Genomic DNA, 26,239 nt, shown 5'->3' on the forward strand with positions numbered 1-26,239 from the left:
AAATGAAAGGCAAGCATCTAGTGGGAGCAGCTAATTGCTGGATAGCCCGCTAGGTGCTTTTTTTTGTAAAATAGTGCCAATTGTTTGCAGAGAAGAACGGGTGGCCACTAGGATAGCTTCGCTTTGCGTGCGAAATAATGGACGCTATTTTATCCCCTCAAGTAAGGCAATCACCGCTTTCCAGGCTTGTTCATCGCTCTTTGGAATGATGCTGCCTCTACGAGTTGTTAGCGTAATGGATGGACTTTCGCTCTCCTCATCCTTGTCTCGGAGTTGATAAAATACGAGATACTCTTCCGCGGCTTCCACCTCGCTTGGCAGCGTTAAGCTTTCTTTTCTCTGAATCCGCTCATCGCCTTTATAGACGTGAACGAAATCAACCGTATACTCGCGAATGACGCTGTTCTCGAACCGCAGCTCATGAGGAACAATATGAATGATATAGTCCGACTCTTCAATAAGCTTTTCCATGCTTTCAGGCTGCTGAATGACCCTATGTTTGTCGTTGTCTATCTTTTGCAAGCCGGGAGAGTTAATAATATCTTTCAGGAGCTTATTCAACTCCATTCCTTTATAAGGACCGGTTTGGAGTCTTTCGCCCTCCAATGCATGAACCGAATGAATCACGCTGTACGTAACCTCATCGTAATATTCCGAATCATTCGCATAGAGAAACAAAACGTAGCGCTTATAGTCCTCGGATAGTCCCTGTAAAGCATACACGTCAATTATGTTATTGGGGAGCACCCCTTTAAGCTCTTGCTCCACCTCCAAGGAATAGTGGGGTGCTCCATTTTCATGCCTCTTTTCTCCTACTCTAGCAGCTATAACAATGTGATCGGCAGCACTCGTCCAGTCCTCCATTGTCTGGATATTGCTGTCCATGCTTGCCGCATTATCCTCATCCAAAGGCAGAATATCGTTGGAACTGTTGCTGCAAGCGGCTAGCCAGACTAACATTATGAATAGTAGCGCGAGCGGTCTTGCGTCAGAAATAAACGGGTTTATAACAATCACTCCCTCGCTTTAGTATAGGAATGTTTAATATGTTCCTTGTCTCTGTTTAAAATGGATATATCTAGCATATTATGAATTTGGAATTTTTGAAATGAAAAAGTGTCCTCCTGCCTGCAATTCGCCGAGCCATCCAATCAGACATGCCGAAGAAATAGATCATAGCTTCGACAAAATTTATTTCAATACATTAGCCCATTCCCTAAACGAATGTCCTTCATACGATATACGGTGCCTTATGTTGAGTTGCCGAGTCATCATCTGCTCAAAGGGAGTTGCGATTATTGAAATCAAAAACGAAGCTTACTGGGCGAGTTATTTTCAAAGGCGATCCAGGTTATGAAGCAGCACGTAAAAATTGGGACCCCCATACGGACAAATTCCCTAAAGTGTTTGTTTTTGCCCAAAGAACACGAGATGTAGCCAACGCTATAAAATGGGCCCGTGAGCATAAGGTGCCGATTCGACCGCGAAGTGGAAGACATTCTCTCGAAGTCAATCTTTCACAGGTCAATGGCGGAATTGTCATCGATGTAAGTAATATGAAAAAAATCAAATTAAATAAAAGATGCGGAACGGCTGTTGTCGAGACGGGCAATAGAGTGGGAAGAATTGCAAACACGCTTGCACGGCAAGGTTTTATAGCTCCTTTTGGTGACAGTCCTACTGTAGGGATCGGCGGTATCACACTTGGTGGAGGAATCGGGCCGCTCCAACGGTCGATTGGCCTCATCAGCGATAATCTTCTTGAAGTCGAAATGGTTGATGCGAAGGGAAGGGTGATTCGTGCCAACAAAAAGTGCAACTCTGATCTGCTATGGGCCTCCCGTGGGGGTGGCGGCGGCAACTTTGGCGTATATACCAAATACAAATTTAAAGTACATCGCGCTCCAGCCAAGGCTACCGTATATCGCATCACTTGGCCCTGGAATCAATTCGAAGCGGTACTCAAAGCCTGGCAAAAATGGGCCCCTTTCGTCAATAACAGGCTAGGCAGTGAATTATCCATCGGTCCGAAAAAGGGCGGCAATGTAACCATGGAAGGGCTGTTCCTCGGATCAAAAACGGAGGCGATCCGCCTATTAAGGCCCGTTACGAGCGTCGGAACGCCAACGAGCACCATAATCCGGTTGCTGCCGTACACGGAAGCGGTGAAATTTTTATTGCCTCCCGATCCGGTGCTTACTCAAAGATACAGCAATCAGTTCTCCTCCGGTTTCGGAAGGAAGCCGTTCCCCAATCAGGCGATAAAGTCCATGCGCAAATTTTTAGAAAATGTAGAAGGAGAGTTCGCGGGATTCTTTTTCCTCAACTGGGGTGGGGCCGTAAGCCGTAAAGCTCCTCGATCAACGGCATTTTACTGGCGTAAAGCGAAATTTTATGTGGAGTGGAACAGCTCATGGCTTAAGAAATCCGAAGCCGCTAAAAATATCGCCATCGTTCGCAAAACACGCCGGAAGCTGCAGCCCTTTATCGTAGGGTCCTATATAAACGTTCCAGACCAAGGAATTAAAAATTCCGGACCGGTATACTATGGAGCGAACTATCCTAGGCTTCGGAGAATAAAAGCTAAATATGACCCTCAAAATGTGTTTAGAAATCCCCAAAGTATTACTCCTGCTCGCAGAGCAACGACAAAGTAACCATTTTTCCAGGTAACTAGCTTTGTGATTTTGCTAAGATTAAAAACTCCTTCGTTGTAGGCATGTAGGCATGCATGTAACGAAGGAGACCCCATATATGTGGTACATAGAATTTTCAAAGTAAATACTATAGTTAGTGATGTTTTTAAGGAAGGTTTTGCGTGTTATCCTATACAGGGATAATATATCCAAATATAAAGGGAGAAAACTTATGAATGTGGAACGAACATTGGTAATTAGCGATATTCACGGCTGTTACCGCGAGTTTATAGAACTCTTGGAAAAAGTCGAATATCGTTCAGTACAAGATAGACTGATTCTTCTGGGGGATTATGTAAGTAGAGGGCCGGAAAGCAAAGAGGTCGTTGACTTAGTCATGCATTTAGTCCAAGAGCAGGGGGCAATTGCAATCCAAGGCAACCATGACCATCGTTTTGTTAGGGTGATAGAGAATCGGGCGAGTGAACGAGAAATAATTAAATTTTTTGAGCATGGCGGCAGCGAAACTTTACATAGTTACTGTAAGACTACCAAGAGTAATGGTTTAGATCATTTGAAGGAAGTGCGAGATGTGATTATGGGGGAGCTTTCTTCTCATATGGACTTTTTGAAAAATCTTCCTTTCTTTTACGAAGATAACGATTACATCTATGTGCATGCAGGTTTAAATCCTTTAGTGTCCCGATTATCTGAGCAGAATGTTCATGACTTGCTGTATATCAAGGAGGAGTTTTACAGGAACAAAACTCGTATGGAAAAGGTTATTGTCTTTGGTCATACGATTACAAAGGATATTCACGGTTCCTGTGAGATCTGGCTTGGCGGAGACAAAATAGGTATTGACGGTGGTTGTTCCTTAGGAGGACAACTCAATTGCCTAGAGCTGGTCCATGGCAAAGTAAGTCGGTTTTACGTAAACGCTTCAAAATGCTAATGTTATCCATGTGCTTGATCGCGGGCGGATTGTGAGTGGTTGGTTGGATAAAGCATGAACGACATTTATGACGATCGTCACTTATCATGTGACGGCCATTTTTTGAAAGCGCTTAAATTTTGCGTGGACAAAAAGTTGTGATGGTGATAATATTGTTTCTACAAGAAACAATATTATTTTAAAAGAATATAATTTTCTGGGCAATCAAACATTAAGCACACTAACAAACGCTCAGGGCTGGTGGAATTCAATCTGTTTTGTGCTTGAGCGTAGCGAAAGGAATGGGAGTTATTATGAGCATTATTGAAACAACTATTGCCTCCTTTGACGGTACAAAGCTTTATTTCAGTAAAAATGTGGTCAGTGATGCAAAGGCTGCAGTTGTAATCGTTCATGGTTTATGCGAGCATGCTGGACGCTACGATTATTTAACGGAAAAATTAAACAAGCGTGGTTTTAATGTATATCGTTTTGACCATCGTGGCCATGCCAGGTCAGAAGGTCCGCGCACCTTCTACAACGATTTTCATCAAATGATTGACGATGTGAATGTCATTGTTGAGGCGGCATTGCAAGAGAGCGGCGATACCCCTCTTTTTGTAATCGGACATAGTATGGGAGGCTTTGCATCCTCTTCTTTTGGAACTAAATACCCAGGCAAAGTAAAAGGAATTGTTTTATCTGGAGCGCTTACGCGTTATCATACGAAGGTTGCCGGAGAACTGCCGCTAGTGCTTCCTTTGGGCACGTATTTTCCAAATGAGCTTGGCAGCGGAGTTTGCAGTGATCCAGAGGTTGTATCCGCTTACGCGAATGATCCGCTAGTAGAAAAGCAAATTTCTGTAGATCTATTCAATAGCCTAGGGTATGGAGTAGAGTGGCTGAAACAACATGCGAAAACATTTGTTGATCCGGTTTTAGTGCTGCACGGAGCGAATGACGGGCTCGTAAGCGAACAGGATTCTCGTGATTTTTACGGAGATATTGCTTCTACTGATAAAACGTTGAAAATTTATGCGCATCTCATGCATGAAATATTTAACGAACCAAGTCGCGACGAGGTCATTGAAGAAGCCGTTTCTTGGATGGAACAACGAATCTGATTTTTGTACCTGCAAGATGAAAGGTATCGCCAATGAAATTAGAATGGATGGGCAACCATCGAGCACTTATTGAGAAGATCATTAAGTACGGGAATGCTTACTCAAACACCTATAAGCTGCAGCGAAGCTATGGAACAGATGTGATGTTCTCTGCCTCGCAAATTCAAACGCTGGAATATATTCTGGAAGCTGAGGACAAAGATGAGAAAATGTCGGAAATGGCAGCACGTCTTGGGGTTAGTCGCAGCACCTTTTCCAAAAACGTTAAAAATTTAGAGGAAAAAGGCCTATTGGAGAAATATCATTTAAGCGGCAATCGCAAAGATATATATGTAAAGCCTTCTGCCGAAGGGCGCGAGGTGTATGCAAAATACACGGAATTTGTCCGCCAAATTTGCTTTGATGATATTTTTCAGTATGCTGACAAAGTATCAGAGGCGGACAAGGATAACTTCATTCGTATTTTAGATTTATTTGCTGATGTGCTGCTATGGTATGGTGAAAAAGAACAAGTGCCGCGCAAGCTAATAAAAATGGATGCAGTAATGGATGAAATAAATGAGTAAATTCGCTACTACCTGTGACAGTCGAGTTACTCATGCCCTATTTAAATGGAATTTCCCCTCAGGCTGTAAAATGGCTTGAAGGGAAATTCCTTTTTTATAGAAAAAATGAACAATGCTAGCCTTTCAATTCCACGACCTTGGTCGCCACATGCTTGCAAAACTCGCTGTCATGCTCTACAAAAAGTATCGTTGGCGCATGCTCCAGCAGCAGCTCTTCGATTTGCATCCGGGAGATGACATCGATAAAATTGAGCGGCTCATCCCAAATATGCAGATGGGCGGGCTCGCAAAGGCTTTTAGCGATCAGCACCTTCTTTTTCTGGCCGCCGCTGAAGGAGGCGATGTCCTTTTCGAATTGAATACGAGAAAAATCCAGCTTCCTTAAAATCGCTTTGAACAAGCTTTCGTCGATTCCATGGCTTTCGGCATAAGCTGACAAATCGCCTCGCAAATGCGCGGTGTCCTGCGATACATAGGAAATTTTCAGCTGGCTTCCTTTGCGGAACGTTCCAGAGAAGGGGATTTCCTCACCATAAATCAGCTTGAGGAGACTTGATTTTCCAGAGCCATTCGGGCCGGAAAGAGCAATGCGATCCCCTTGCTCGATCGTGAAGCTGACGTCGCGGCAAACCGGCTTCTCGCCATACTGAATCGAGACGTGATCCAGCTCAATCAGCTGGGACTTGTGATAAGCCAATTGCGAAATTTTGAGGCTATCGGAGCTTTCGACATTTTTCAGAAGCAGGGATCTTTCGTCGATAGCCGACTGCTGTCTATGCTCGAGCGACTTGGATCGCTTCATCATTTTCGCGGCCTTGTGACCGATGTACCCTTTATCCACCTTGGAGCCAGAATTTCGGGTGCCATTTTTCGTTTTCTCTACTTCATGTGACCAGCTACTCGTTCGTTTTGCCGCTTCGTTCAGCCGCTTGACGTCCTTGCGCAGTTTTTCGTTCTCGGCCATTTCGAAGTGGTCCTGCCGTTGTTTATTTTCCCACCAATCGGAAAAGCTACCTTTCTGAATTTCGATGCCAGCCTTGTTAATCGTCAGAATATGATCGACGCAGTTGTCAAGAAATGCCCGATCATGGGATACGAGAATAAATCCGCTCTTGGCTTTCAAATAATCGCTGACCAGCTTCCTGGCATGGATGTCCAGATGGTTCGTCGGCTCATCGATGAGCAGAAAGCTGTTTTCTTTTAGAAACAAGGCAGCAAGCTGCACTTTCGTTTGCTCTCCGTTCGATAAAGTATCGAAGGGCCTGTATAAAACATCCTCCGACACCTTCAGCATGGAAAGCTCACGCAGAAGCTCCCAATGCTGATAGTCCGGATATATATGGTCGATGATATCCAGCGTATTGTTTTCCTTATTTTCGATAGGGAAAGGAAAATATTCAAAGCTGACATCGGCAGAAATGGTGCCATTGTATTCATAGTTGCCGAGCAGCAGATTAAGAAACGTCGTTTTCCCCCGGCCATTCCTTCCCGTAAAGCCCAGTTTCCAGTCGGTATCGATTTGGAAGCTGACCTGATCAAAGATGTTGTCGTAGCTGCCTTCATAGGCAAATGTAAGGTTCGTCACTTTAATTAAGGACATGACAAATTCCCCCTTTTGAAAAAATAAAAAGAGCTACAAGAAAGTTACCCTTCTTGTAGCTCAAAAAATACAGCAAATTCAGCCCAGCATGGGCCAAATAAGCCTATATATTTGAGTGAAAAGAATAAGTAACTTTCTTGCACGCAAAGAACAAAACACGATGTTTTATTCTTCAAACGTTCAACAAGAAAGTCTACATTATCCTCTTCAGCTCCTATCGCACAGTTTAGTGAATTTTAACATATCCGTTGTTTGGTTGCAACCTTCGCCGTTTGCGATATAGCTGGCATGAAAAAGTTGATCGTTATGCGGGCTTGTTCGCCTTCGTCTTGCTGTCGCTGCTGCCCTGAGCATTCAGCGCAGTAATCAGCTTATCACCCTCGACATCAAGGTTCGGCAGCAAACGGTCTAGCCATTTTGGCAGCCACCAAGCTTTATCTCCGAAGACAGCCATGACGGCTGGAACCAGCGTCATACGGACAATGAATGCATCGATAAGTATGCCAATAGCCAGCGCGAAGCCGATCTGTTTGATCATGGCATCAGGTGCGAAAATGAATCCGGCAAAGACGGATACCATAATGACAGCAGCGGCAAGAACAATGCGGCTTGCCAGATCATAGCCGTGTACGACACTGTCGGTTCCTCTATGGCCATGCACGTAAGACTCACGCATAGAGCTGACTAGGAAGACCTGATAATCCATCGCCAGTCCGTAAAGAATTCCGGTGACTAGGATTGGCATAAAGCTGAGCAGCGGGCCGCCTGTGTCAAAGCCGAAGAGTGAATGCATCCATCCCCACTGGTAAACCGCCGTAGTAAGGCCGAACGTTGCAAGTATGCTGAGAATAAAACCGACCGTCGCTTTAATTGGAACGATGATCGAGCGAAACACCAAGAGCAGAATAATAATGGACAGAATGACGATAATGCCGACATACAGAGGGAACGCCTCCGACAGCTTAGACGACATATCAATATTAATAGCGGTGAACCCAGTAACGCCAAGCTTCACATCCGTATTTTGCGCAATGCTTGATTCTGGGGCACGCAGATCGTTTACTAGATCCTTTGTTGCTAAGTCCGTTGGTCCTGTTTTAGGAATCAGGCTAATAATCGCCATATCGCCCGTTTTGTTCACACCCATCAGTGTGACGAGTGAAACATTGTCATGCTTTTGAAGCTCTTGAACGAGATTGCCGAGTTTTTCAGGAGTGAATGTATCGGACGCATTTTGCGGCTCGCCCACCAGAAGCAGGGGACCGTTGAAGCCTTCTCCGAACCCTTTGGAAATCGCGTCATAACTTTGCCTAGCAGATGTATCCAGGTTTGCCGAAGCGCCAGAGGGAATCCCGAGCTCCATTTTCGTAACCGGAATCGCTGCCGTGCCTAGAACGATGATCACTCCGAAAATAATAAGCCAGCGATATTTCACCGTTCCCTTAACCCAGCGAATGGAGAAGCCATGCTGAGCTTTATGGCCTGTGCTGCTGTTTTTCATGCGGACTTTAGGCGAGCAGATACGTTCACCTACGAAACCAAGCAGGGCAGGCAGCAGAGTCAGGGCCAGCAGTACAGTGACGAAAACCGTCACTCCAGCGACCATTGCCATCGTAGACAAGAACTCAATGCCAATGACGAGCATGCCGAACAAAGCAATAATAACGGTTAAGCCTGCAAAAAATACGGCGCTGCCAGCTGTACCAACCGCTCTGCTCGCAGCTTCACGCGCACTTAGTCCCTGATCTAAAATCATGCGGCGCTGACGATTTACAATAAATAGGGAATAGTCGATGCCGACAGCAAGTCCAATCATGATCGCCAAAATAGGCGTAATGTCATTGATCGGGATAAACTTCGAGAGGGCAAATGCGCCTCCAATACTGATCGCTACGCCAAAAATAGCGGTAAGCAGCGGCAGACCCGCAGCAACAACAGAGCCAAGTGTAATAATGAGTACAACGGCTGCAACGAGAAGACCGATTGCTTCTGTCGAACCGATGGCCGGCGTGCTCTTAAGCGAATCACTAGGTATAGCTGTAATGCCGGAATTATTCTGCTCGACAGCAGCGACGGCGTTGATTACAGCGTCTGGTACGGATTTGGGCAACGACGCCTGCTGCTCGGTGAATTGGAACTGGAACAGGGCGAGACCACCGTCAGATGAGAGCATGACGCCAATTACCGGAACGCCATCTACTATCAACGGGCCATAAGGAGGTATTTCAGCGGTGCTTGGCTGGTTTGTTTGTGTTCCTTGGGCTGCTTGTGTTTCTTGGCTCGCCCCTGTAGCCGCGGCCCCCGTTTGGCTGCTGTCAGCAGCCGAAAGGCCAGCTTCCGCAGCCAATTTAGCAGGATTAATGACAAAGTCTACATTATAAACGTCATTAACAGCCTTCTGGATTAAAGCTAACCGTTCCGGTGTGTCCAAACGTTCTCCAACAGGTACCGTAAAGGCAATGCTGGCTTGTCCGCCAGAGGCTTCGGGAAGCTCTTTCGTTAGTTGATCGAGTACCTTCTGCGATTCTGTACCGGCAATTTTCATTTCAGAGCTGGAATGGATGCCGTTGACTGCGAGCATAGCGATTACGACTCCAAGAATAGCGATCCAGCTGATGAGGAACTGCCAAGGCTTGTCGTAAGCGGATTTCCCTAATTTGTACAAAAATGTTGACATGTGATGTTAATCTCCTTTATATCATGATGATTGGTCGTCAAAAGTGGCTAGAAGCCTTTTCGCAAATACTCGAACATCGCATTTAAATATTGATCGAATGGGATCGCAGCTGTAGGTTCAGCTTCTGTCTCACCCGGAAGCAGGACGTTCAGACTGCCGTCAAGTATTGGCACAAACGCTCCATAAACGGCGCCGACTAGAAGATGGGTATACCCGTCTTTATAACGCCCGCGGGCGAATGGTTCCAATGCTTCCTGAGCTGCCATTTGCAAACGGCGGAACACACCTAGGATGTACGGTTCAAGTGTGGGGTACTGCTTTGAAAGGGAGACAAATTTGCGTATTTTAAGCAAAAACTCAGCGGTAAACTGCATCTGCATCAGGCTGTACAGCACATCAACCGGTGTTGCTGCTTGTGGCAAGCCCGCAAGTAATTTCTCATATTCCTCTACACTCTTTGTGGGGACAGCGACGGCCGCAACGGCTTCTTCTTTACAGGAGAAATAGTTGGCGAACGTTCGTCTGGAATATCCAGCCTGCTGCACAACGTCGTCGACTACGAAGCCGTCCAAACCTTTTTCAAGCGCGAGCTCGAATGCGGCTTCAGCCAGGGCAGAGGCAGTGGCTTCTTTTTTCCTGTCACGCAAGGTTTGTTTAGCAATCAATGAGTACACCTCCTTTGTAAATTCGTATAAATGGGTAAAGTTTAACTCATACAACTGTTATGAATATTATTGCCCAAAATGCAAAGATGCACAATGGGCAAGTTTTTCGAAATTGTGAACGTTACCTGCCAAGGTATTGAGCACAACCATAGGCGTGTTCATTTGAATATAGTAATTAGGTTAATATATATTAAGTAAGTAAAGAGTATTGCGAAAAGGTTTATTCTAAATCGATTTTTAGTTGCGTTACTATAGTTAAGCTGATACTCGTTTTGCCGTTATTTTATGCTATCGCAATCTCACATGAGCGTTTGAAAGAACTTTAATTAGGAGGCGGATTTTGGTGAGTCAATCACAATTGGTCAATTTGCTAGAGGGCTTGGAGGCAGGGCGCCTGCTTACGGAACAAACATTTTCCGAACTGGATGCTGACCAATATTTAGATAAGCGTGATGCGAATGATGACGAATGGATTACGGCTTCAAAGCGATGGGAGCTCGACGCTGATGGTTCTGATGTGGAAGAGAGTGAACAAATACGTGGGGGGCGAGAACAAGCATTTAAGCAAGCATTCCGCTTGACAGAGAATCATGATTTGGCCGGGTATATAAGCGATGATATTCGTTTGATCTGTATGGCTTTATTGCAGGACGGGGGCGAAGATCCGGTTATTAAGCATATGCTATCGTCCTATTTGCAAGGCCAATTGCCTTTCTTAAGCTAGATGCTGTATATGGAATAATCGTGATGTGCCGCACCGTAACCGATTCATTTAAGGCAGCTAGAACAAGGGACAACCCTTGTTCTAGCTGTCTTTTTTTGCATCATTGCCGCTGCCTGAAGGCATAGTCGCTTTAGCTATTTTTTCCATGAAAAAAATCAATCAGCCCATCCGTTAATTGTTGATGCGAGCGGCTAATAAAGCGATCCGTACAATACATCAGCTCCATATGGCGCACAGGTGTAGACCCTTTAAAGGGTATAGCTACAATGTCCAGCCGTTCTGGAAATTGACGAAGCAAGCCTTTCGGCTGTATAGTAGCGCCTATCCCAGCAGAAACTAATTGCAGCAGCGAATGGGCTGAACTGGTTTCCATAACGGTAGCTAATTCAAATCCCTCTTTGATGCAAACCTCATCAACCAAATCACGGCCAAGAAAGCCTTTCGGATACATAACTAATGCATGCTGCTCCAGCTCTTGCAGTGTAATTTCCTTTCGTTTAGCAAGCTCGCTTGCTGCATGCACGAAGAGATGATAGGGCTCCGAGCCAAGCGGCACTTGGACTAATCTTTTATCAGGCAGGCCTTGCAAGCCAATTCCAATATCGACTTTATGGTTAAGCACTTCTTCTTGCACATGTATAGTTGAGAAAACCTGCAGCTGGATGTGAGGATATTTCGCCTTAAAAGGAACGAACAGTGGGACGAGCTGAAAATCCAAATCCGAGGGAAGCACGGCCAGTCGGACGGTGCCGCCTTCTCCAGATAAAAGCTCCTTAATTGCATTTTTGGCATCCCGTTCTGCTTGCAGCATCTTAACTCCGTAATGCGACAGGAGCTTGCCGGCTTCCGTTGCTACAACCTTTTTACCAATGCGGTCAAAAAGCGGCGTGCCCAGCTCGGCTTCAAGGATGCGAATTTGCTGGCTTAATGTAGGCTGCGAGATGCCAAGCCTTTCGGCAGCCTTTGTAAAATGAAGCAGCTCAAATACGGCCATAAAATACTGGATATTTCGATTGTCCATGCTGCGGCTCCTTTGAATGATAGTATTTTACTATCATAATAATAGAAATTATAGGATTGATCAATGAAAAGTGGGGCCATATACTTGATGAAGTGATACAAAGCTAAATAGAGAGAGGCAGCATCTATGAAAAAAAATTTTTTACTGTTAGCTATATTTATCGCAGCTTTAAATCTAAGACCGATTATTACATCGGTTGCCCCTTTGCTTCGTACGATGCAAAATGATCTGGCCATGAGTGGGCTAACCGCAAGTCTGCTGACGACCTTGCCTGTATTATGCATGGGGATTTTTGCTCCAGCGGCAACCGCATTGCGTGATCGGGTAGGGCTTGAGCGAACTATTTTTATTGCCTTATTTCTCATTACAGGGGCTACCGCTTTGCGGGGGATCGTTAGCTCAGTTTTTATATTGATTGTAACTGCGTTAGTTGGCGGTATCGGGATCAGCTTGGCAGGGCCGCTGCTGTCTGGTTTTATTAAAAAGTATTTCCCCACAAAGCCCGGCATTGTGAGTGTTTATTCCGCTTCGATGACCGTAGGGGCAGCCATTGCCTCTGCATTTGCTATACCTTTATACAATCGCAGCAATCATAGCTTAACGCTGACTTTGTCATGCTGGGCTATTTTCGGCGTGATTGCTTTAATCTTTTGGTCGGCTTTTCTGGGGAACAGGGGGAATAAGGGGTACAAGAAGAGCAAAGAAAGCTTAGCGCAATCTAGTTCGAAGCTGCCAATCCGCAATAAAAAAGCGGTTATGTTAACCTTATTTTTCGGCTTAATGGCCAGTGTCTTTTATTCGGTTACGGCGTGGATTTCACCGATCGCCCTTAACTTCGGGTACAGCGCAGCAAGCGCGGCTATGCTCCTGACCGTGTTTACGATTATTCAAATTCCAGTATCGTTAACGATTCCCTTCCTTGTAGCCAGGTCTGGGAAACGGAGATTTTATCTGATCCTTTGCAGTGTGTCTGAGCTGATCGGGATTGTTATGCTGCTTTTCCATCTGCCGATGCTGCCAGCTGCAATATTGCTAGGCATTGGGGCAGGAGGGTTGTTTCCACTGGCGCTTATGCTGCCGATTGTCGAGACAGATACGCCAGAGGAAGCAGGGGCATGGTCAGCCATGTCTCAGTGTGGTGGCTATATCATAGGCGCAATGGGGCCCTTATTAATTGGGGCGATTTATGATAGTAGCGGGAGCTTTATGGCTGCGCTATTTGCGATGCTTGCTGTTATTGTGGTGATGATTGGGGTGCAGGTAGCTATCACTGGGAGGAAGAGTGATGGGGAGGTAAGTGCATGAATATACGGATTACCAGCATAAAGATTTATTAAGGGGCCTAAGCTCAGCTGGGAGAGCGCGTTGCTGGCAGCGACGAGGCCAGGGGTTCGAGCCCCCTTGGTTCCACCAAAATGACCACAAACCCTTGATACATGAGGTTTTTTGGTTACCATGTCATTACTGCGTTCATTACCGTTCCGCTTAGAACACTAGAATAGGACTTGAATGGCGACGCGGCGGCAACTCCCATGAAGTTCAGTCATTTCGGTATCATTTCAGTCTTGCCGCTCTACTAGAATGAATCCTTACTGGGCGTGGCTTTGAGCTATTTTAGTCTTTTTGTCATGGAGTAATCATCATCCGTAACCTTGCTTACATAGGGTATCCACTCTACAAGCGATAGCGCGGGAGAGCATGTCTATTCATACCTGGATTAACGCACATAAACGACTTATGTCCGTGAGAGGGCGGCGGCAATCCCACTATAATCATTTCATTTGCTTTCAAACATCTGGATTATACGGTGAAAGTCACTGATTACTTGTCCCGCGAAGCCAATTCCTTTCCGTTCCACGTCATCAATCCCATATTCATCTATAAGGTGGTTCAGGCTACTCCAAGCACGATCAATCTGCTCCCGTTCTTCAGCGGTAAAGATATCAATCAAAATATCGTCAGCAAATATGATTTCTTGCGGCACGTTCCTTATAGATTCCCAATCGATAACAACGGGAGTACGGGAGTATGGGGAATCAATCTGGTACTTTCCAAGGATAGAATCATGAATCTGCCTACTCGTCTTAACCAGGCGTTTTATGTATAGACTTCTGAATGATTCCCACCGCTGACGTTCCTTTTCTTGGAATGCTTCATACTGCTTCTTAGTATGCTCATTGGATTCAATAGCCGCCGCTGCACTCCTTTCCGCAGCAACAGCGCTCTTTTCCATAGCAATAGTGTTTCGGCGGGCAATCCACCATGAAAATGCACTTATGACGATAGCTACAACAGCTAGTATGGATGTAACCCATTCCACTGGCTTCATATCCATGCACATTAACTCCCTTCAAAATAGAATGATTAACGATCAAACGTAAGCACGTCAAAGGGCGCGCAGCGGCTTGCCCTTTACGATGCGACTGTAAGCACTGATGCTGTCCTATGCCTCCCAACTTGTTTGGGGGGCCAGCTTGCGGCGAGCTGCCTTTAAGGTCTTTTGGTTGGCGGGAGAGAACCACCACTATCCTTGTTGCTTTAGAAAGTCGAGATAGTGATTTACTGCATTACGTAATGATGCTGTACCCGTCCTTACATTACCATCGATTGGAATTGAATGCCTTTGTTCAGCGCCAGACCGTTCATCAAAAGTACTGTATTCCAGCCTGTTAAGGAGCGATTTTCCACCATCCATATTGTAATGATTTAATAGATTCTTTTCATATAGCTCTACGCGGCGACAACGAGATATGCAATCGCGCAATACCCTCTCACTGCTCAATACCTTGCCAAGATACTTCCTGAATGCATCCTCATGCAATAGTTCCTTCATCATTACTGTATCCTCCAATTCCCATTATATAGTGATCTTACCACGTATCATTGTAGCCAGCACTTGATAATTGCGCGGTTATCAATCGGTGTATAACCAGTCATGATTAAGCGTGATTACTCGATTTTGTGCCTAGTCCCCCAGCGGGGATACCCCAATTACCTGTTTGAGATTTCATCACTGAATGCCAGAAACCCCAGTGATATCAAGGGTTTGTCATCTGATTTGGCTCTAGCTGGTGCGAAGCCTTAAAATATGACTGGATTTTCAGAATTATTTTCAGAAATTGCTTGATTCCCGTGCGGTTAATGGTTATATATGTATTGTGAGATTATCCTCCAGACGACAAGGCGGATGTTCTCCTCTCCTTTTCCAATGCTCCCCTTCTTCTCCGAAGGGGGGCTTACTATAAAACGATAGGTGATCAATTGAATATAAAACCAAGAAAGCAAAGGAGCTATGGACGCATGATGTGGATGGCATGATATCGCGCCCCGCGACATCCAATACTACGGTCAGTTTTATTGATAATGCAGGAGTTCATGCCTTGAATGCTGATTCAGGAGAACTGCTGTGGGAGCATCTATATAAGAAGGAAGTTCCCTACGAAGCAAGACCAGCAGAAGTCGCCGCGTCATCCAATCATGTATTCATTCCTGAACAGCTTGAGAATGGCCACGTAACCCTTAAGGCATTGGACATAAAGACTGGAAAGGAAAGCTGGAGCTACAGGGATAGCGTATCACTCATGATTTCCCCATATGTTGCGGGAGACAAGCTATATCTTCCATTTGAAGGCGGCGTACACACTATCAACGAGAAGTCAGGCAAGGAACTGAATTCCTTCGAACACGAATCACCTGTAAGCAGTGTAGCTGCAAGTAATAAGCTTCTTGTGGTTGCCGATCTTGGCGGCGGAGTAACTGCATATGATTTGAAAAGTAAGCAAGCCAAGTGGAGCTATGAGAACCATGGATTTGATATGATGAATAGGCCGTTGATTACCATACTTGATAATAAGGTTCTATTAACAGAAGTGAAGACTGGCATAACGGTAATGTTGGATGCCTCGAATGGTAAGGAACTATGGAGTAAGAATATTGGCAATCCCTCGTTCACGAACATGTATGGTGTTGCAATCACAAAGCCAGCAGTTGCAGATAACCAAGTATATTATGCGATGTGGGACGATCAGCAAAAGAACGGGATGGCGGGATACTCCACACTCCTATCCCTAGATGTAGATACAGGGAATGAATTATGGCGATACCAAGAAAATGACTTCATCGGACATTCGCCTATCCTCGTGAATGATGGCATGATTGTCGTAACAAAGTTCGGAGTCAAAGAGTATCAGGACGCCAAAACATAGAGAATACAGAAGCAGCTGGAGCCTATTGATCTACAGGAATCATAGCCATTGTAGCCTTCCAAGGTAACCTAAAGCTCAATTGAAGGCAACTCGTGTAGCTCTGAAAACTCATTCTGTACTCAGCTTGAATTGTCCGATGACCAATCAAAAGTAAATATATACTAATAAGGCTAGTGAGTTGGGCATGCAGTTTAACCTAAGTAAAGATGGAAACAGCTTGTAATTTTTGGATGCATTGGCGAATGAGAACTTGATAAGGTAGTAATAGCGCCCATGTGGCGCTTTTCTTTTGCTCAATGCAGGGGAAAGGTCTCCCCATGTCGAATAATAGGACGAGAGATGGAATGTATAAATAAGGAAAAAAGAAGGGCGATTGCTAATAAAATCGGTACGGGGGTCAACATATATGGTAATCCTTCACTTGTCTGATCTACACTTTGGTTCTGAGAAAAGCAACGATGCCTACGGACTTGAACACAGAAATATAGTTCTTTCTGGGCTAATAGATAGTATAAAATCGCAAGATTCAGAATGGAAACCAGAAATCATCTGTATTTCTGGAGATATAGGATATTCTGGTAAAAAGTCCGATTATGATTCGGCTTCAAAATGGCTCAAAGAATTACTGGATGTTACAGGACTAACACCAAGCGAAATAATTCTGTGCCCTGGAAATCATGATGTAGATCGTAGTGAGAGAGGTTTCCTCTATCCATCTACTGCGGGTGAAGCTGACGAGTCACTTAAACTACCCGTACCTAAACATATTGTAAGTAGATTTGATGGATACACCTATTTTTGTGAATCTTTCGGTATACCTCCTTTACAATTACAACAAGAGGATAATTATTTAGTAGGGTCTCGATCTATCAACGACATAAGTTTTGTATCTTTAAACTCAGCATGGTTCTGCAATGGAAAACTAGATAAAAACAGACTCTGGATGGGGCGGCCACATATTATTTCTCTAGAATCATCTGGTATTCTTAAAGCAAAGAATAGGACCGAAACTACAATTACTCTAGTCCATCATCCTGATTCATGGCTCCATGAGGATGAGACCACCCCCTATGGAACTTCAACAAGATTTAGTACTTTTGACTACTTGGCAGCACGTTGTGACATAATACTTACTGGACATACGCATGCAAAGCTTAAAAAGCCAAATAAAATAGTTGATGCTGCTTGGCATGTTACAGCTGGAGCAGCCTTTGATAATTCAGCTCATTTTAATAGTTTTTCATTAATGAAAGTTAGTAGAGAAGGTTTTATATCGAGGCAGTTTGAATTTGATCCTAGCATTACAGACGGAGAGAATTGGTTGCAGAAAGGTACTGCTTCTTACTATCCATTTGAAATTCGACCAATTCCACCAGATTTTGATAATACTTCTAGCGCTGCAAAAGAGACTTCAATTAACAAGATGAAAGAGAATTCCATTAGGTATGTAACACAGGAAAAAGAAAAGAAATCAAGAGCGATAAAAGGAGTGGGGGTCCTTCCCCATCTGATTGACCGTGATGTTTCTGTATTTATTCAAACGGAACAAATAACAATCGATGATGAAGGGAAATTAAGACCTAATCACATTGAGATTCGTGAGCCGTTTATTTCTGCAGTAAAAAGAAATTCTAAGACTATTCTTCTCGCTGAACTAGGTGGAGGTAAAAGTACACAAGCGACTCAGTTAGTCCAATCCTTAATTGAAAAAGAAAATAGCCTTGCATTTCTTGTGCCAGCCTCTAAATTAAGAGGCGGAAAATTCGGGACTATTAAAGAAACCATAAATACTATTTCTGAACTGATCAAGGACCTACTTAATCTTGAGGAACAATTTAGTCTATCAGAATTAATGTCACAAAGGATTGAAGTGTCTGTTGTTGTTGATGGAATTGATGAGCTTGAACCACGGCAAGCTAGAATAGTATTGGAGAGACTATCTGATGTTGTAAATCAATGGGCTCAAATTCGAATTGTTGTTACTGGAAGGCCAATTGAGTTGGTAGGATTTAACTATGAACAGTGGCAATTACTGGGTTTGGCTAGATTTAATGAATCGGAAATATACCAGCTATTCTATAACGAATCCATTGCTAATGGTATGTCACAAGAGAAGGCTGAATCTGATTCCAAAAATGCGATAGCAGTGCTTAATAGCAGAAAACAACTTTCATTAGCTGCTTCAACCCCCTTATTTCTAAGACTATTATACCCAAGGTTGTCACGAACGGATGCTTTTGAAAAATATTCTTTAGGCGATTTGTTGTTTGATCTTCTCGATGAACGACTAGTGGGTTGGTCATCTCGTAGTTCACAAGACATCCTCGAAGAAGATTTTGAGAAAATATTTCCAATAAAGAGTAGTCGATTATATCTGTTAGCAAAAGCGGCAAGCATACTAGAAAATTCTGAAAATTGTATTACGAAATTCAGCTTAGAATACTTTTTCTGTGAGGAATTCACCAGACAAAGAAGAACAAATCCCGAAATCTTGGCCTCTCAAGTTGTTTCTTTTTTATTAAGGCACATTTTAGTTGAAGAAAATGGATTTGTCTCTTTCCCTGTACAGCCATTATTGGAATGTTCGTTAGCTGTTTACCATATTGAAAGTCTTGAGACATCTGAACAAGTTGAAACTAGCGACAACATTCATTGGCGTATCGTCTCATTTATGGCTACATATGTGAGAAGAATTAATCGAATTAACAAATTAAATTATTGGTTTAACTCTTATTTAGATGATCTTATGAAGAAGAATAAAAATACTGCTGCAGCAGCATTAATAGTAGTTGAATCAGAGAATTCAGAACTTGCTCTTCAAGCGCTAAATCTATTTAAAAGGGCTGGATTCAGACCTGTATTTTTTTACGGTGAAGATTCCGATCATATAGCTGAATGCATCGCTCGCACCTTGTTCATGGCAGGTGATGATGCCATGATTTGGTTTTACAACCAATACCTCGATCCAACTAAACCTACATCCGATGGAACAACTGAGGTAGCAGGAAAAGTAATAAGTTACTGGGTAAAGTTGTCTAAGCCCCATAAGCTATCACATGAAGTTATTCGTTTATTTAAGAATTTAATTAAGCCGCATTTGTTAATTGAGTACCATCAGAATAATTTGCTTCTCGGATCCATAGCTCTTTTATTACCAGACTTATTCACTCCAGCACAAAGATCAAAATTATTAATTAACTTACTTTGGCGAAGTGTGTTAAATGTCGAAGCTCAAAAGGAAATTATTAAAGAGGCTACAGATGGCAACAAAGAAGTGGTTATTAATGAGTTGCGTAATGCTGCACTATCTTGGAATGAAAGAAGTGGTACTGCAGCAGTTTTATGGTTAGAACTTAATAAAGAAGAACAACCATCCATTGGAATATTAAAAGCAATTGCTAAAGGAGGTTACGGCAAGAGAAAAGACAAAACGGTTCAGGAAACATGGATGAAATGTGTCAATCAATATGGTCATTCCAACATTGTTGCAATTCTTAGGGCGTGGCTAACTTCTGAAGATAGTGAACTTGCTAGCGTCTCGGCGTGTATACTATATGAATTGGGTTCTAGAGATTGGCGACTATTGGCTCCTGCTCTTCTAAAAGGACTTCATGATGGGGGTAAAATTAATCGATGTGAACTGGTTTTAGGTGAACTCGTTGAGCAGAATGGTTTAGTCGCTCTTGAATGGTTAGTAAATCAATTCAATCCAAATGACACAAAGTTCGATTTACCTCACTCGAGTGAATGGAGGATTTTACTAAGAGAACTTCTAAAGTTGGAGGTTCCTAATCCCAACTGGCTTTGTCGTGCAGTCTCAGCTTTGGGCGACTTCATTCTCTCTCGAAATCCTGATATTAGACAATATTTGAGTGATCTACTCAATATAGAAGATGCTTCATATGTAAAGGAATTGAGAAAACAGTTATTAAACATTGATCCAAATATACGCAAGAGAACAGCATGTGTACTAATTGCAGTATTCCCTGATACTGAGATAGAAGCAATGGAAATCGTGTTAGAAAATGATTATGAGGTCGGGATGGAATCATGGGAAGACTACTTTCAGCGACTTAAGTTTGGTCCCTCGGTTTTATTCCATCTAAAAACTCAGCAACATACCAGGAGCTTACGGGCAAGAGTATTGAGTCTTATTCTTTTGTATAAAAATGGCGAGACGCTACAGAAGTCTGACTGGGAAATTCTTTTAGAGGGCATCTTGTATAAATATCATTTCATTGACCGTAACTTTACTGGATCATCTCGACAACCAATACTAGCTACTGACGAGGCGTACTCATTCATGTTAGAGTCAGTAGCAAGTGGACATAAAGTAGCAAAGTATGCAGCCGCTGCATTACTTGAACATCATAGCTCTAAATTAACTGTAGAGCAAATGGTTAGTTGTAAATTGATGAAGTATGATTACTCAGATTTACAAAGTATCTATTACACAGAGAAGTTGCTTGTAGAACAAGATATCTCATATGGTGAAACTGCTTTGAAACTGGCTGCAGAATATACAATGACAAATAAGAAAGAACCAGCATTATTTCTACTTGTAAAAGCACTGAAGGATTCTTCAGAATGGAGAACTCTAATATGGATGACATTTTTTTCGGGAGATCATATTTCAATTTCAACGAGTGACTATCTTACTGAATGGTTATATGGATTAGCAGAGAACGATATTGAAATACAAAAACAAATAACACTAGCCGCAAAGGAGTTTCTCGATGATCCTAGGGTCCTTGAGGGAAGGAATGAAATAAATAGATATTGGCTCGCAACGTTAGCACACTGCTTCAATGGTGTAGTTGATGAATGTATTCAAAATATAAAAACTAACTATTTTCCTGAAAATCTGGAGATTTGTATCGTAGCTAGGCTTAATTTAAACAGATCTATTTCCACATCCAAAAATAATAATCGGGTTGTTAGAAGCGAAATTGCTTCGAAAAATGAACTAGAGGAAGCACTTAATCGGGTTCTTCTACAATCAGATGATGTACATCCACAGTTTTTTATTCTCATTGAATCGTTCTTGATCTACAACAATGATCTGAAGCCGTCAGATATTGATAGATACTGTACTTTTGGGACATGGGGATGCTGGTTTGTCACATTTATTAATTACTACCGTCATCAGTCAATAGATATTTCTATTTTATTAAAAGCCTATATGGATAAATGGCATCCCCTAACAAGGTCGCAGAATGACGCAACTATACAGAGAATGGTGAGAGCAAGGCAATCTTTATTTCAATTCATTTCTCAAGATTCTGCCCTAAAGGCGGATTTGATAATTCAATTAAAAGAAAATCCCTTAACGAAATGGAACAATGAGATAAGAATATTTCAATTACTACTTATCTATGGAGCAGACTTAGATCAAAATGAAGTTTTGACAATGATGGAATGTATTGCATCTTCAGAGGCTGGGTTTGATCGAGAATATTTTATTTCATTATTTATCAAATGGTTCATTGAGAAAGGCCCTTCTTTTAAAGAGACATTATTTGATGGTCTTAAACGTGGTCTTCATATATTAAGCAATAGTGAACCTAGATTTAAACGGGGACTTCTACCTCGAATAGTGTTTCCATCAGCACTTTGGATGCTGGGACAACCTTTGGATGAAAAAAGCGTGGATATATTTTTATTAGGTCTTCATGACATTTTAATTAGAGATGAAGGTGGATTTGGCAAAGAGCCTGACTTAGAAGATGTATATAAAATTGTAGAAAGTATATGGAGAAATATACCTAACGATACATTACGTCAAGTTTTCACTCTCGGGACAAAATCTCGACTTCCTGATGTTCGAGCGATATGTAAATTATTTTTATCAATTGCAGGCACAGAAGTGATAAATCGATCAGAAACTAGTTTGGATTGACTAAAAGAAAGGGAATTAGAAATATTGTGAGTATAAAAACAAATCCTCGCGAGCAAGATTGCTGCTACTCAAAGGTAGAATTTGAGGGCGGGCATTGAGTATTCGTGGCTATACAAGTAGAATGATGAACAACATTGAATTTACTTACTTGTTCCTTGATCACATGCATGATCACAAACATGTGATAACATGCGGAAATCGGGTCTGTCAATAATTTTGTGTAAACTCATTTATAAGGAACTCCCCCGAGGGGGAGTTGGCCTGTTAGCGTAGGTGCTGGCCGACTCGATCCGGGAAGAAAACGGAGAGTTGGAGCAGCATTTGTCCCCCGTTCTAAACACGACCGGTCCATTTGCGGACGACGTCCATGGTCGAGAGATAGAGCATTTTGAGTAGGGCTTCATCCGAAGGGAAGATGCTTTTGCCCTTCGTGACTTTGCGGAGTTGGCGGTGGTAGCTCTCAATGATGTTGGTTGTGTAGATCAGCTTCCGAATGTCTGGTGGGTATTTGAAGAAGGTCGCTAGCTCGTCCCAGTTATTGCGCCAGGAACGGACGATCAGTGGATACTTTGTTCCCCAGACTTCCTCGAATCGATCAAGCTCTGCGAGAGCAGCGCCTTCTGTGGCCGCCTTGTAGATCGGTTTTAGATCAGCCGTCACTTTCTTCAAGTCTTTGTAAGAGACGTAGCGCGTTGAATTGCGAATTTGATGGATGATGCACTTCTGAATTTCGGTCTGCGGATAGCAACAATGGCGCCATCTTGCTTCACCTTAAAGTGAATGGCATCGAGAAAAACAACCGCATACACGCCTTGCAGCGGTCGGTTCTGCCACTCTTTAATAAGCGGTACGATCTTGTTGGTCACGTTGGAAATGAGTGTTGGCGAGACGTCGATGCCGTAAAGGTTGGCCAGATGATCCTAAATATCTCGCGTACTTAGACCCTTAGCGTAAAGCGCTACAATCTGGTCTTCAATGCCCGTTACGTTGGATGGGTGCTTCTTGATGACGAGCGGTTCAAACTCGCCTTGACGGTCGCGTGGAACAACGATTTCCTGCTCACCATACTTGCTCATGACCGTTTTACGACTCTTGCCATTACGGCTGTTCGTTGTCTGCTTGTTCTTGACGTCATGCTTGTCGTAGCCCAGATGCGTGTCGATCTCCGCTTCTAGCATCTCTTGAATGGTCTCTGCAAACAGATCTTTAAGCGCATTTTGCGCATCTTGTGCCGTCACCAATTTGTTCTCCTTGATGAACTGACGCAGTTACTCTTTTGTCCATAATCCCATGTGCTCTCCCAACCTTTCTTCTACTTACATTTTAGTAGGTTTAGGAGTTTATACAAACTATTTTACAGACTCTGGAACCAGGCTCGAATTCAGAGTAATTCATGTCATTATCCTACTGTGACAGATGCGAATAAAGGAACCTATGTTTTTTGTACACATATGCATGCATTTGAACCTATTTGGTTGACTACTTTTTGACCACTAACTCAAAGTACGTATCCCCTTTCCATTGCTTAATGGGCTGTATGATGTAATAAGCGTGATATTTTGCATCAATTTCTGTGATTGCAGTTTCCTGTTGCTGACATTATGTTGAAAAAAGGTTACTACTTAGGTAACGCTTAAAACGCGAACTGTCCACGGAAGGCAAAAGTGAGGGAAAGGAGAATGGGGTAGCGCTGTTTTCTAAACGTTGAAATCACGCTGCGAATGCGGGCAAAGTGCTCGGCATAAGCGAGCGTACGAAAAGTCCCTGACACTTTGATTTTGACCTTGGCCATCCGGATATCGCGTTCGGCCTGATTATTGTCGAAGGGAACGCGCGCATCACGAATAAAGCGAAGGATCGCTTCTTTATGAAGCAGAAATCGTTCGCCCAGATTGGCAGCTTTGCTCTTTTTGATTCGGCCTCTACCGGAGATTCGTACAGGAGATTCGGTCATCGTCCATTCCTGCCTGCCTTCCGCCAGAATGTCGTCGTAGCGGCGCTCCATATCGTGCAGAATCGCTTCTTCGAGCGGGATTCCGGCTGCGCGGGAATCTTTTATGACCGCCCAGCTCTCTTGCTGAAATTCACGGATAAGCGTTGCCCACTCCTGTCCATCGTAGGCTTCAATCCCGAGACACTCCCGCAGCAAATGAGCGTTGCATAAGGCATGCTTAAAGCGATAATCGGCGTGGAAATACATGCTAAAACAGTCGTGAACCACAACGCCTCCATAAATCGGCAAGAAGCCAACGGCTACAATGGCTTGTTTTCCACGGTGGGGATGAACGCTTAATAAGGTCCAATCCACGTTTGAAAGGACGTGCAGCCAGTGACCACGCCCCTCTACGCGGAAGCCCGTTCATCCGCATGCACGACAGGGGCGTTCATAAGTTGTTCGTGGATCTGCCCCAGCAACGGCTCGGTCGCTTGGGACATCTTCTGAATAAAGTGCAACAGTGTCGCTTCACTTGGGCGCAATCCTGTGAGGTCATACAGCAATTGGCCGATTCGCTCCAAAGGCAGTAATTGCAGGCCATGCAAATAGGCGGTCATAGCGGCAAAGCCTGATCCATATTGGACCCGCGCCTTGACTTCACTTGGAAAAGCAGCTCGCGAGATCCTTCCGCAATGGGGACACGTTTTCTTCTGTGCTTGATGCTCGGTCACCACGACCCGTGGGGCCGGCAGGTCAAAAACCTGACGTTTCTCATAACCCGCAATCGATACATCCCCTAGCTCATGCTGACAGGTTCCACAGGTGGAGACCACATGCTCAATGATCTCATCGGGCACATCGCTGAAACGAAGGGTATGCCCTTCATGACCATGCGGAGCCCCCTTTTTACCACCCGCTTGACGTAAGTTCGCCGGTTTGCGCAGTCCATCGCTGGATGGCGGTTTGCTGCTGTTTTTGGAGTTTTGACCGAGTTGTCTTTCTAACTCTTTTACTCTCGTTTCTAACTGCTCGATTCGCTGAGCCTGCTGCTCAATGGTTTGGGTTAGCATCGTGATGAAGGCTGCTATTTCCTTATCTCCCTTGCTGATTTGCAGGATTTGTTCCGAATCTAGCTTCACGCGGAGCCCTCTTTTCGTTCGTTTCTTACTGTTATTTTAACGCCATTTCCATTTGTTTCATAGAGGGTACCTAAGTAGTAACGAAAAAAGAAGAGGGTGTCTCAAAAGCCATAGGCTTTAGAGGCACCCTCTCTTCAATGTTTTGAAATCTGTAAAAAACAAAGAAACCAACCTTTGGTAAAATGGAGGTACCACCCAACCATCTTCGAAAGGAAGGTTTCTATGTACATTCAATATACCATGGATCAACTTTGTCTGCCAATGGACCTGCAAGAAGATATTCCTCAACATCACCTCGTACGTGTCGTTAATGCTGCTGTTAATCGACTAAACGACGACATCTTTGCAGCCGCCTATCCAGGTGGCGGTCGAGACAGCTATCATCCTAAACTGTTAACAAAAGTCATCATCTATGCCTACACCCAACGCATCTACTCTTCGCGTCAAATCGCCAAGGCAATCCGCGAAAACATCATGTTTATGTGGATTGCAGGCCGGCAACGACCAGATTTCCGTACCATTAATCGGTTTCGCTCCGAGCGGATAAGTCCGTACTCGAAACGGTATTCACCGCTGTTGTACAGTTTCTGGCTGAGGAGAAGTATGTCAAGCTTGAGCATTACTTTGTCGATGGAACAAAGATCGAAGCGAATGCCAACCGCTATACATTTGTTTGGGGCAAAGCGGTGGTGAAATACAAGGCTAAGCTGCAAGAGAAAGTAAAAACGTTGTTCGCAACCATTGAGGAAGCCCAGAAGCAAGAAGATCGGGAACACGGCCATCAGGATCTCTGTGAGCTTGGAGATGCTGCCGAAATGACAAGTGAAAAACTAGAAACCGCCGTCAAAAAGCTCGAGGAAAGATTGCAAGAAAAGCCGAAGGATAAGCCGCTTAAGCAAGCCGTTGGTGCCCTTCGAAAAGACTTGTTGCCTCGTCTTCAAAAATACGAGAACCAGCAAACCGTACTTGGAGATCGAAATAGTTATAGTAAGACCGACAAAAACGCCACGTTCATGCGGATGAAAGAAGACCATATGCGAAACGGTCAGCTAAAGCCTGGTTACAATGTACAGATTGGAACAGAAAATCAATTCATTATCGGTTACAGCCTTC

17 protein-coding genes, 1 tRNA gene and 2 pseudogenes are annotated in these 26,239 nt (G+C 43.7%); 10 read left to right on the top strand and 10 right to left on the bottom strand.

Annotation, left to right across the window (positions count from 1 at the left end; translation table 11 throughout):
* Positions 1–144: 144 nt before the first annotated feature.
* On the bottom strand, positions 145–885 hold the full coding sequence (locus tag AC50YG_RS14935) for a hypothetical protein (protein ID WP_494827745.1): 741 nt from the start codon (positions 883–885) through the stop codon (positions 145–147).
* A 413-nt stretch (positions 886–1,298) separates the two neighbouring features.
* Here AC50YG_RS14935 and AC50YG_RS14940 point away from each other — a divergent pair, with 413 nt between their 5' ends.
* From AC50YG_RS14940 to AC50YG_RS14955, 4 genes are all read left to right on the top strand, one after another.
* The gene (locus AC50YG_RS14940) at positions 1,299–2,657 is read left to right on the top strand and encodes an FAD-binding oxidoreductase (RefSeq protein WP_494827746.1); all 1,359 of its coding nucleotides are present in this window, start codon (positions 1,299–1,301) and stop codon (positions 2,655–2,657) included.
* Between the two features lie 211 nt (positions 2,658–2,868).
* A complete protein-coding gene (locus tag AC50YG_RS14945) occupies positions 2,869–3,591 on the top strand; it encodes a metallophosphoesterase (protein ID WP_494827748.1) in 723 nt (240 codons plus the stop codon).
* Between the two features lie 293 nt (positions 3,592–3,884).
* Complete coding sequence (locus AC50YG_RS14950) at positions 3,885–4,694, top strand: alpha/beta hydrolase (protein ID WP_494827749.1); 810 nt, start codon at positions 3,885–3,887, stop codon at positions 4,692–4,694.
* Positions 4,695–4,726: 32 nt separating this feature from the next.
* Entirely contained in the window at positions 4,727–5,260 is a 534-nt protein-coding gene (locus tag AC50YG_RS14955; RefSeq protein ID WP_473757715.1) for a MarR family winged helix-turn-helix transcriptional regulator, read from the top strand.
* Between the two features lie 115 nt (positions 5,261–5,375).
* Here the strand turns inward: AC50YG_RS14955 and AC50YG_RS14960 are convergent, their stop codons facing one another.
* The 3 genes from AC50YG_RS14960 to AC50YG_RS14970 form a co-directional block, all read right to left on the bottom strand.
* The gene (locus AC50YG_RS14960; protein ID WP_494827754.1) at positions 5,376–6,860 is read right to left on the bottom strand and encodes an Lsa family ABC-F type ribosomal protection protein; all 1,485 of its coding nucleotides are present in this window, start codon (positions 6,858–6,860) and stop codon (positions 5,376–5,378) included.
* 304 nt (positions 6,861–7,164) lie between these two features.
* A complete protein-coding gene (locus AC50YG_RS14965) occupies positions 7,165–9,537 on the bottom strand; it encodes an MMPL family transporter (RefSeq protein ID WP_494827756.1) in 2,373 nt (790 codons plus the stop codon).
* Between the two features lie 47 nt (positions 9,538–9,584).
* Complete coding sequence (locus tag AC50YG_RS14970; RefSeq protein ID WP_494827758.1) at positions 9,585–10,211, bottom strand: TetR/AcrR family transcriptional regulator; 627 nt, start codon at positions 10,209–10,211, stop codon at positions 9,585–9,587.
* Positions 10,212–10,545: 334 nt separating this feature from the next.
* On the opposite strand from AC50YG_RS14970, the gene AC50YG_RS14975 reads away from it, so the two are divergent.
* On the top strand, positions 10,546–10,926 hold the full coding sequence (locus AC50YG_RS14975) for an immunity protein PIM1 family protein (RefSeq protein WP_494827760.1): 381 nt from the start codon (positions 10,546–10,548) through the stop codon (positions 10,924–10,926).
* Positions 10,927–11,056: 130 nt separating this feature from the next.
* Here the strand turns inward: AC50YG_RS14975 and AC50YG_RS14980 are convergent, their stop codons facing one another.
* The gene (locus tag AC50YG_RS14980) at positions 11,057–11,947 is read right to left on the bottom strand and encodes a LysR family transcriptional regulator (protein WP_494827761.1); all 891 of its coding nucleotides are present in this window, start codon (positions 11,945–11,947) and stop codon (positions 11,057–11,059) included.
* A 126-nt stretch (positions 11,948–12,073) separates the two neighbouring features.
* Here AC50YG_RS14980 and AC50YG_RS14985 point away from each other — a divergent pair, with 126 nt between their 5' ends.
* Together AC50YG_RS14985 and AC50YG_RS14990 are read left to right on the top strand one after the other, a co-directional pair.
* Positions 12,074–13,252 (top strand): MFS transporter, encoded by a 1,179-nt coding sequence (locus AC50YG_RS14985; protein WP_494827763.1) that lies wholly within the window; start codon positions 12,074–12,076, stop codon positions 13,250–13,252.
* A gap of 32 nt (positions 13,253–13,284) precedes the next feature.
* A tRNA-Ala gene (locus tag AC50YG_RS14990) sits at positions 13,285–13,360 on the top strand.
* Between the two features lie 364 nt (positions 13,361–13,724).
* Here the strand turns inward: AC50YG_RS14990 and AC50YG_RS14995 are convergent.
* Together AC50YG_RS14995 and AC50YG_RS15000 are read right to left on the bottom strand one after the other, a co-directional pair.
* The gene (locus AC50YG_RS14995) at positions 13,725–14,282 is read right to left on the bottom strand and encodes a hypothetical protein (protein ID WP_494827765.1); all 558 of its coding nucleotides are present in this window, start codon (positions 14,280–14,282) and stop codon (positions 13,725–13,727) included.
* Between the two features lie 189 nt (positions 14,283–14,471).
* A complete protein-coding gene (locus AC50YG_RS15000; protein ID WP_494827767.1) occupies positions 14,472–14,783 on the bottom strand; it encodes a hypothetical protein in 312 nt (103 codons plus the stop codon).
* Between the two features lie 424 nt (positions 14,784–15,207).
* On the opposite strand from AC50YG_RS15000, the gene AC50YG_RS15005 reads away from it, so the two are divergent.
* Both AC50YG_RS15005 and AC50YG_RS15010 read left to right on the top strand, forming a co-directional pair.
* On the top strand, positions 15,208–16,152 hold the full coding sequence (locus AC50YG_RS15005) for a PQQ-binding-like beta-propeller repeat protein (protein WP_494827804.1): 945 nt from the start codon (positions 15,208–15,210) through the stop codon (positions 16,150–16,152).
* Positions 16,153–16,558: 406 nt separating this feature from the next.
* Entirely contained in the window at positions 16,559–22,051 is a 5,493-nt protein-coding gene (locus AC50YG_RS15010) for a metallophosphoesterase (protein WP_494827769.1), read from the top strand.
* Positions 22,052–22,315: 264 nt separating this feature from the next.
* On the opposite strand, the pseudogene AC50YG_RS15015 reads toward AC50YG_RS15010, so the two are convergent.
* From AC50YG_RS15015 to AC50YG_RS15025, 3 genes and pseudogenes are all read right to left on the bottom strand, one after another.
* A pseudogene (locus AC50YG_RS15015) lies at positions 22,316–23,319 on the bottom strand (IS256 family transposase).
* Between the two features lie 365 nt (positions 23,320–23,684).
* The gene (locus AC50YG_RS15020) at positions 23,685–24,359 is read right to left on the bottom strand and encodes an IS66 family transposase (protein ID WP_494827770.1); all 675 of its coding nucleotides are present in this window, start codon (positions 24,357–24,359) and stop codon (positions 23,685–23,687) included.
* Positions 24,360–24,394: 35 nt separating this feature from the next.
* Positions 24,395–25,126, bottom strand: a complete 732-nt coding sequence (locus AC50YG_RS15025) for a DUF6444 domain-containing protein (protein WP_494827772.1) — start codon at positions 25,124–25,126, stop codon at positions 24,395–24,397.
* Between the two features lie 222 nt (positions 25,127–25,348).
* On the opposite strand from AC50YG_RS15025, the pseudogene AC50YG_RS15030 reads away from it, so the two are divergent.
* Positions 25,349–26,239: pseudogene (locus AC50YG_RS15030) on the top strand (transposase); the annotation flags it as partial.

This window comes from Paenibacillus sp. J31R34, assembly GCF_059383715.1.

What these genes read in the sequence shown, in the direction of transcription:
- AC50YG_RS14965 (WP_494827756.1), bottom strand. Translation starts at nt 9,537, where the DNA reads ATGTCAACATTTTTGTACAAATTAGGGAAATCCGCTTACGACAAGCCT.
- AC50YG_RS14995 (WP_494827765.1), bottom strand. Translation starts at nt 14,282, where the DNA reads ATGGATATGAAGCCAGTGGAATGGGTTACATCCATACTAGCTGTTGTA.
- AC50YG_RS15010 (WP_494827769.1), top strand. Translation starts at nt 16,559, where the DNA reads ATGGTAATCCTTCACTTGTCTGATCTACACTTTGGTTCTGAGAAAAGC.
- AC50YG_RS14980 (WP_494827761.1), bottom strand. Translation starts at nt 11,947, where the DNA reads ATGGACAATCGAAATATCCAGTATTTTATGGCCGTATTTGAGCTGCTT.
- AC50YG_RS14935 (WP_494827745.1), bottom strand. Translation starts at nt 885, where the DNA reads ATGGACAGCAATATCCAGACAATGGAGGACTGGACGAGTGCTGCCGAT.
- AC50YG_RS14945 (WP_494827748.1), top strand. Translation starts at nt 2,869, where the DNA reads ATGAATGTGGAACGAACATTGGTAATTAGCGATATTCACGGCTGTTAC.
- AC50YG_RS14955 (WP_473757715.1), top strand. Translation starts at nt 4,727, where the DNA reads ATGAAATTAGAATGGATGGGCAACCATCGAGCACTTATTGAGAAGATC.
- AC50YG_RS14950 (WP_494827749.1), top strand. Translation starts at nt 3,885, where the DNA reads ATGAGCATTATTGAAACAACTATTGCCTCCTTTGACGGTACAAAGCTT.
- AC50YG_RS14985 (WP_494827763.1), top strand. Translation starts at nt 12,074, where the DNA reads ATGAAAAAAAATTTTTTACTGTTAGCTATATTTATCGCAGCTTTAAAT.
- AC50YG_RS14960 (WP_494827754.1), bottom strand. Translation starts at nt 6,860, where the DNA reads ATGTCCTTAATTAAAGTGACGAACCTTACATTTGCCTATGAAGGCAGC.
- AC50YG_RS15000 (WP_494827767.1), bottom strand. Translation starts at nt 14,783, where the DNA reads ATGATGAAGGAACTATTGCATGAGGATGCATTCAGGAAGTATCTTGGC.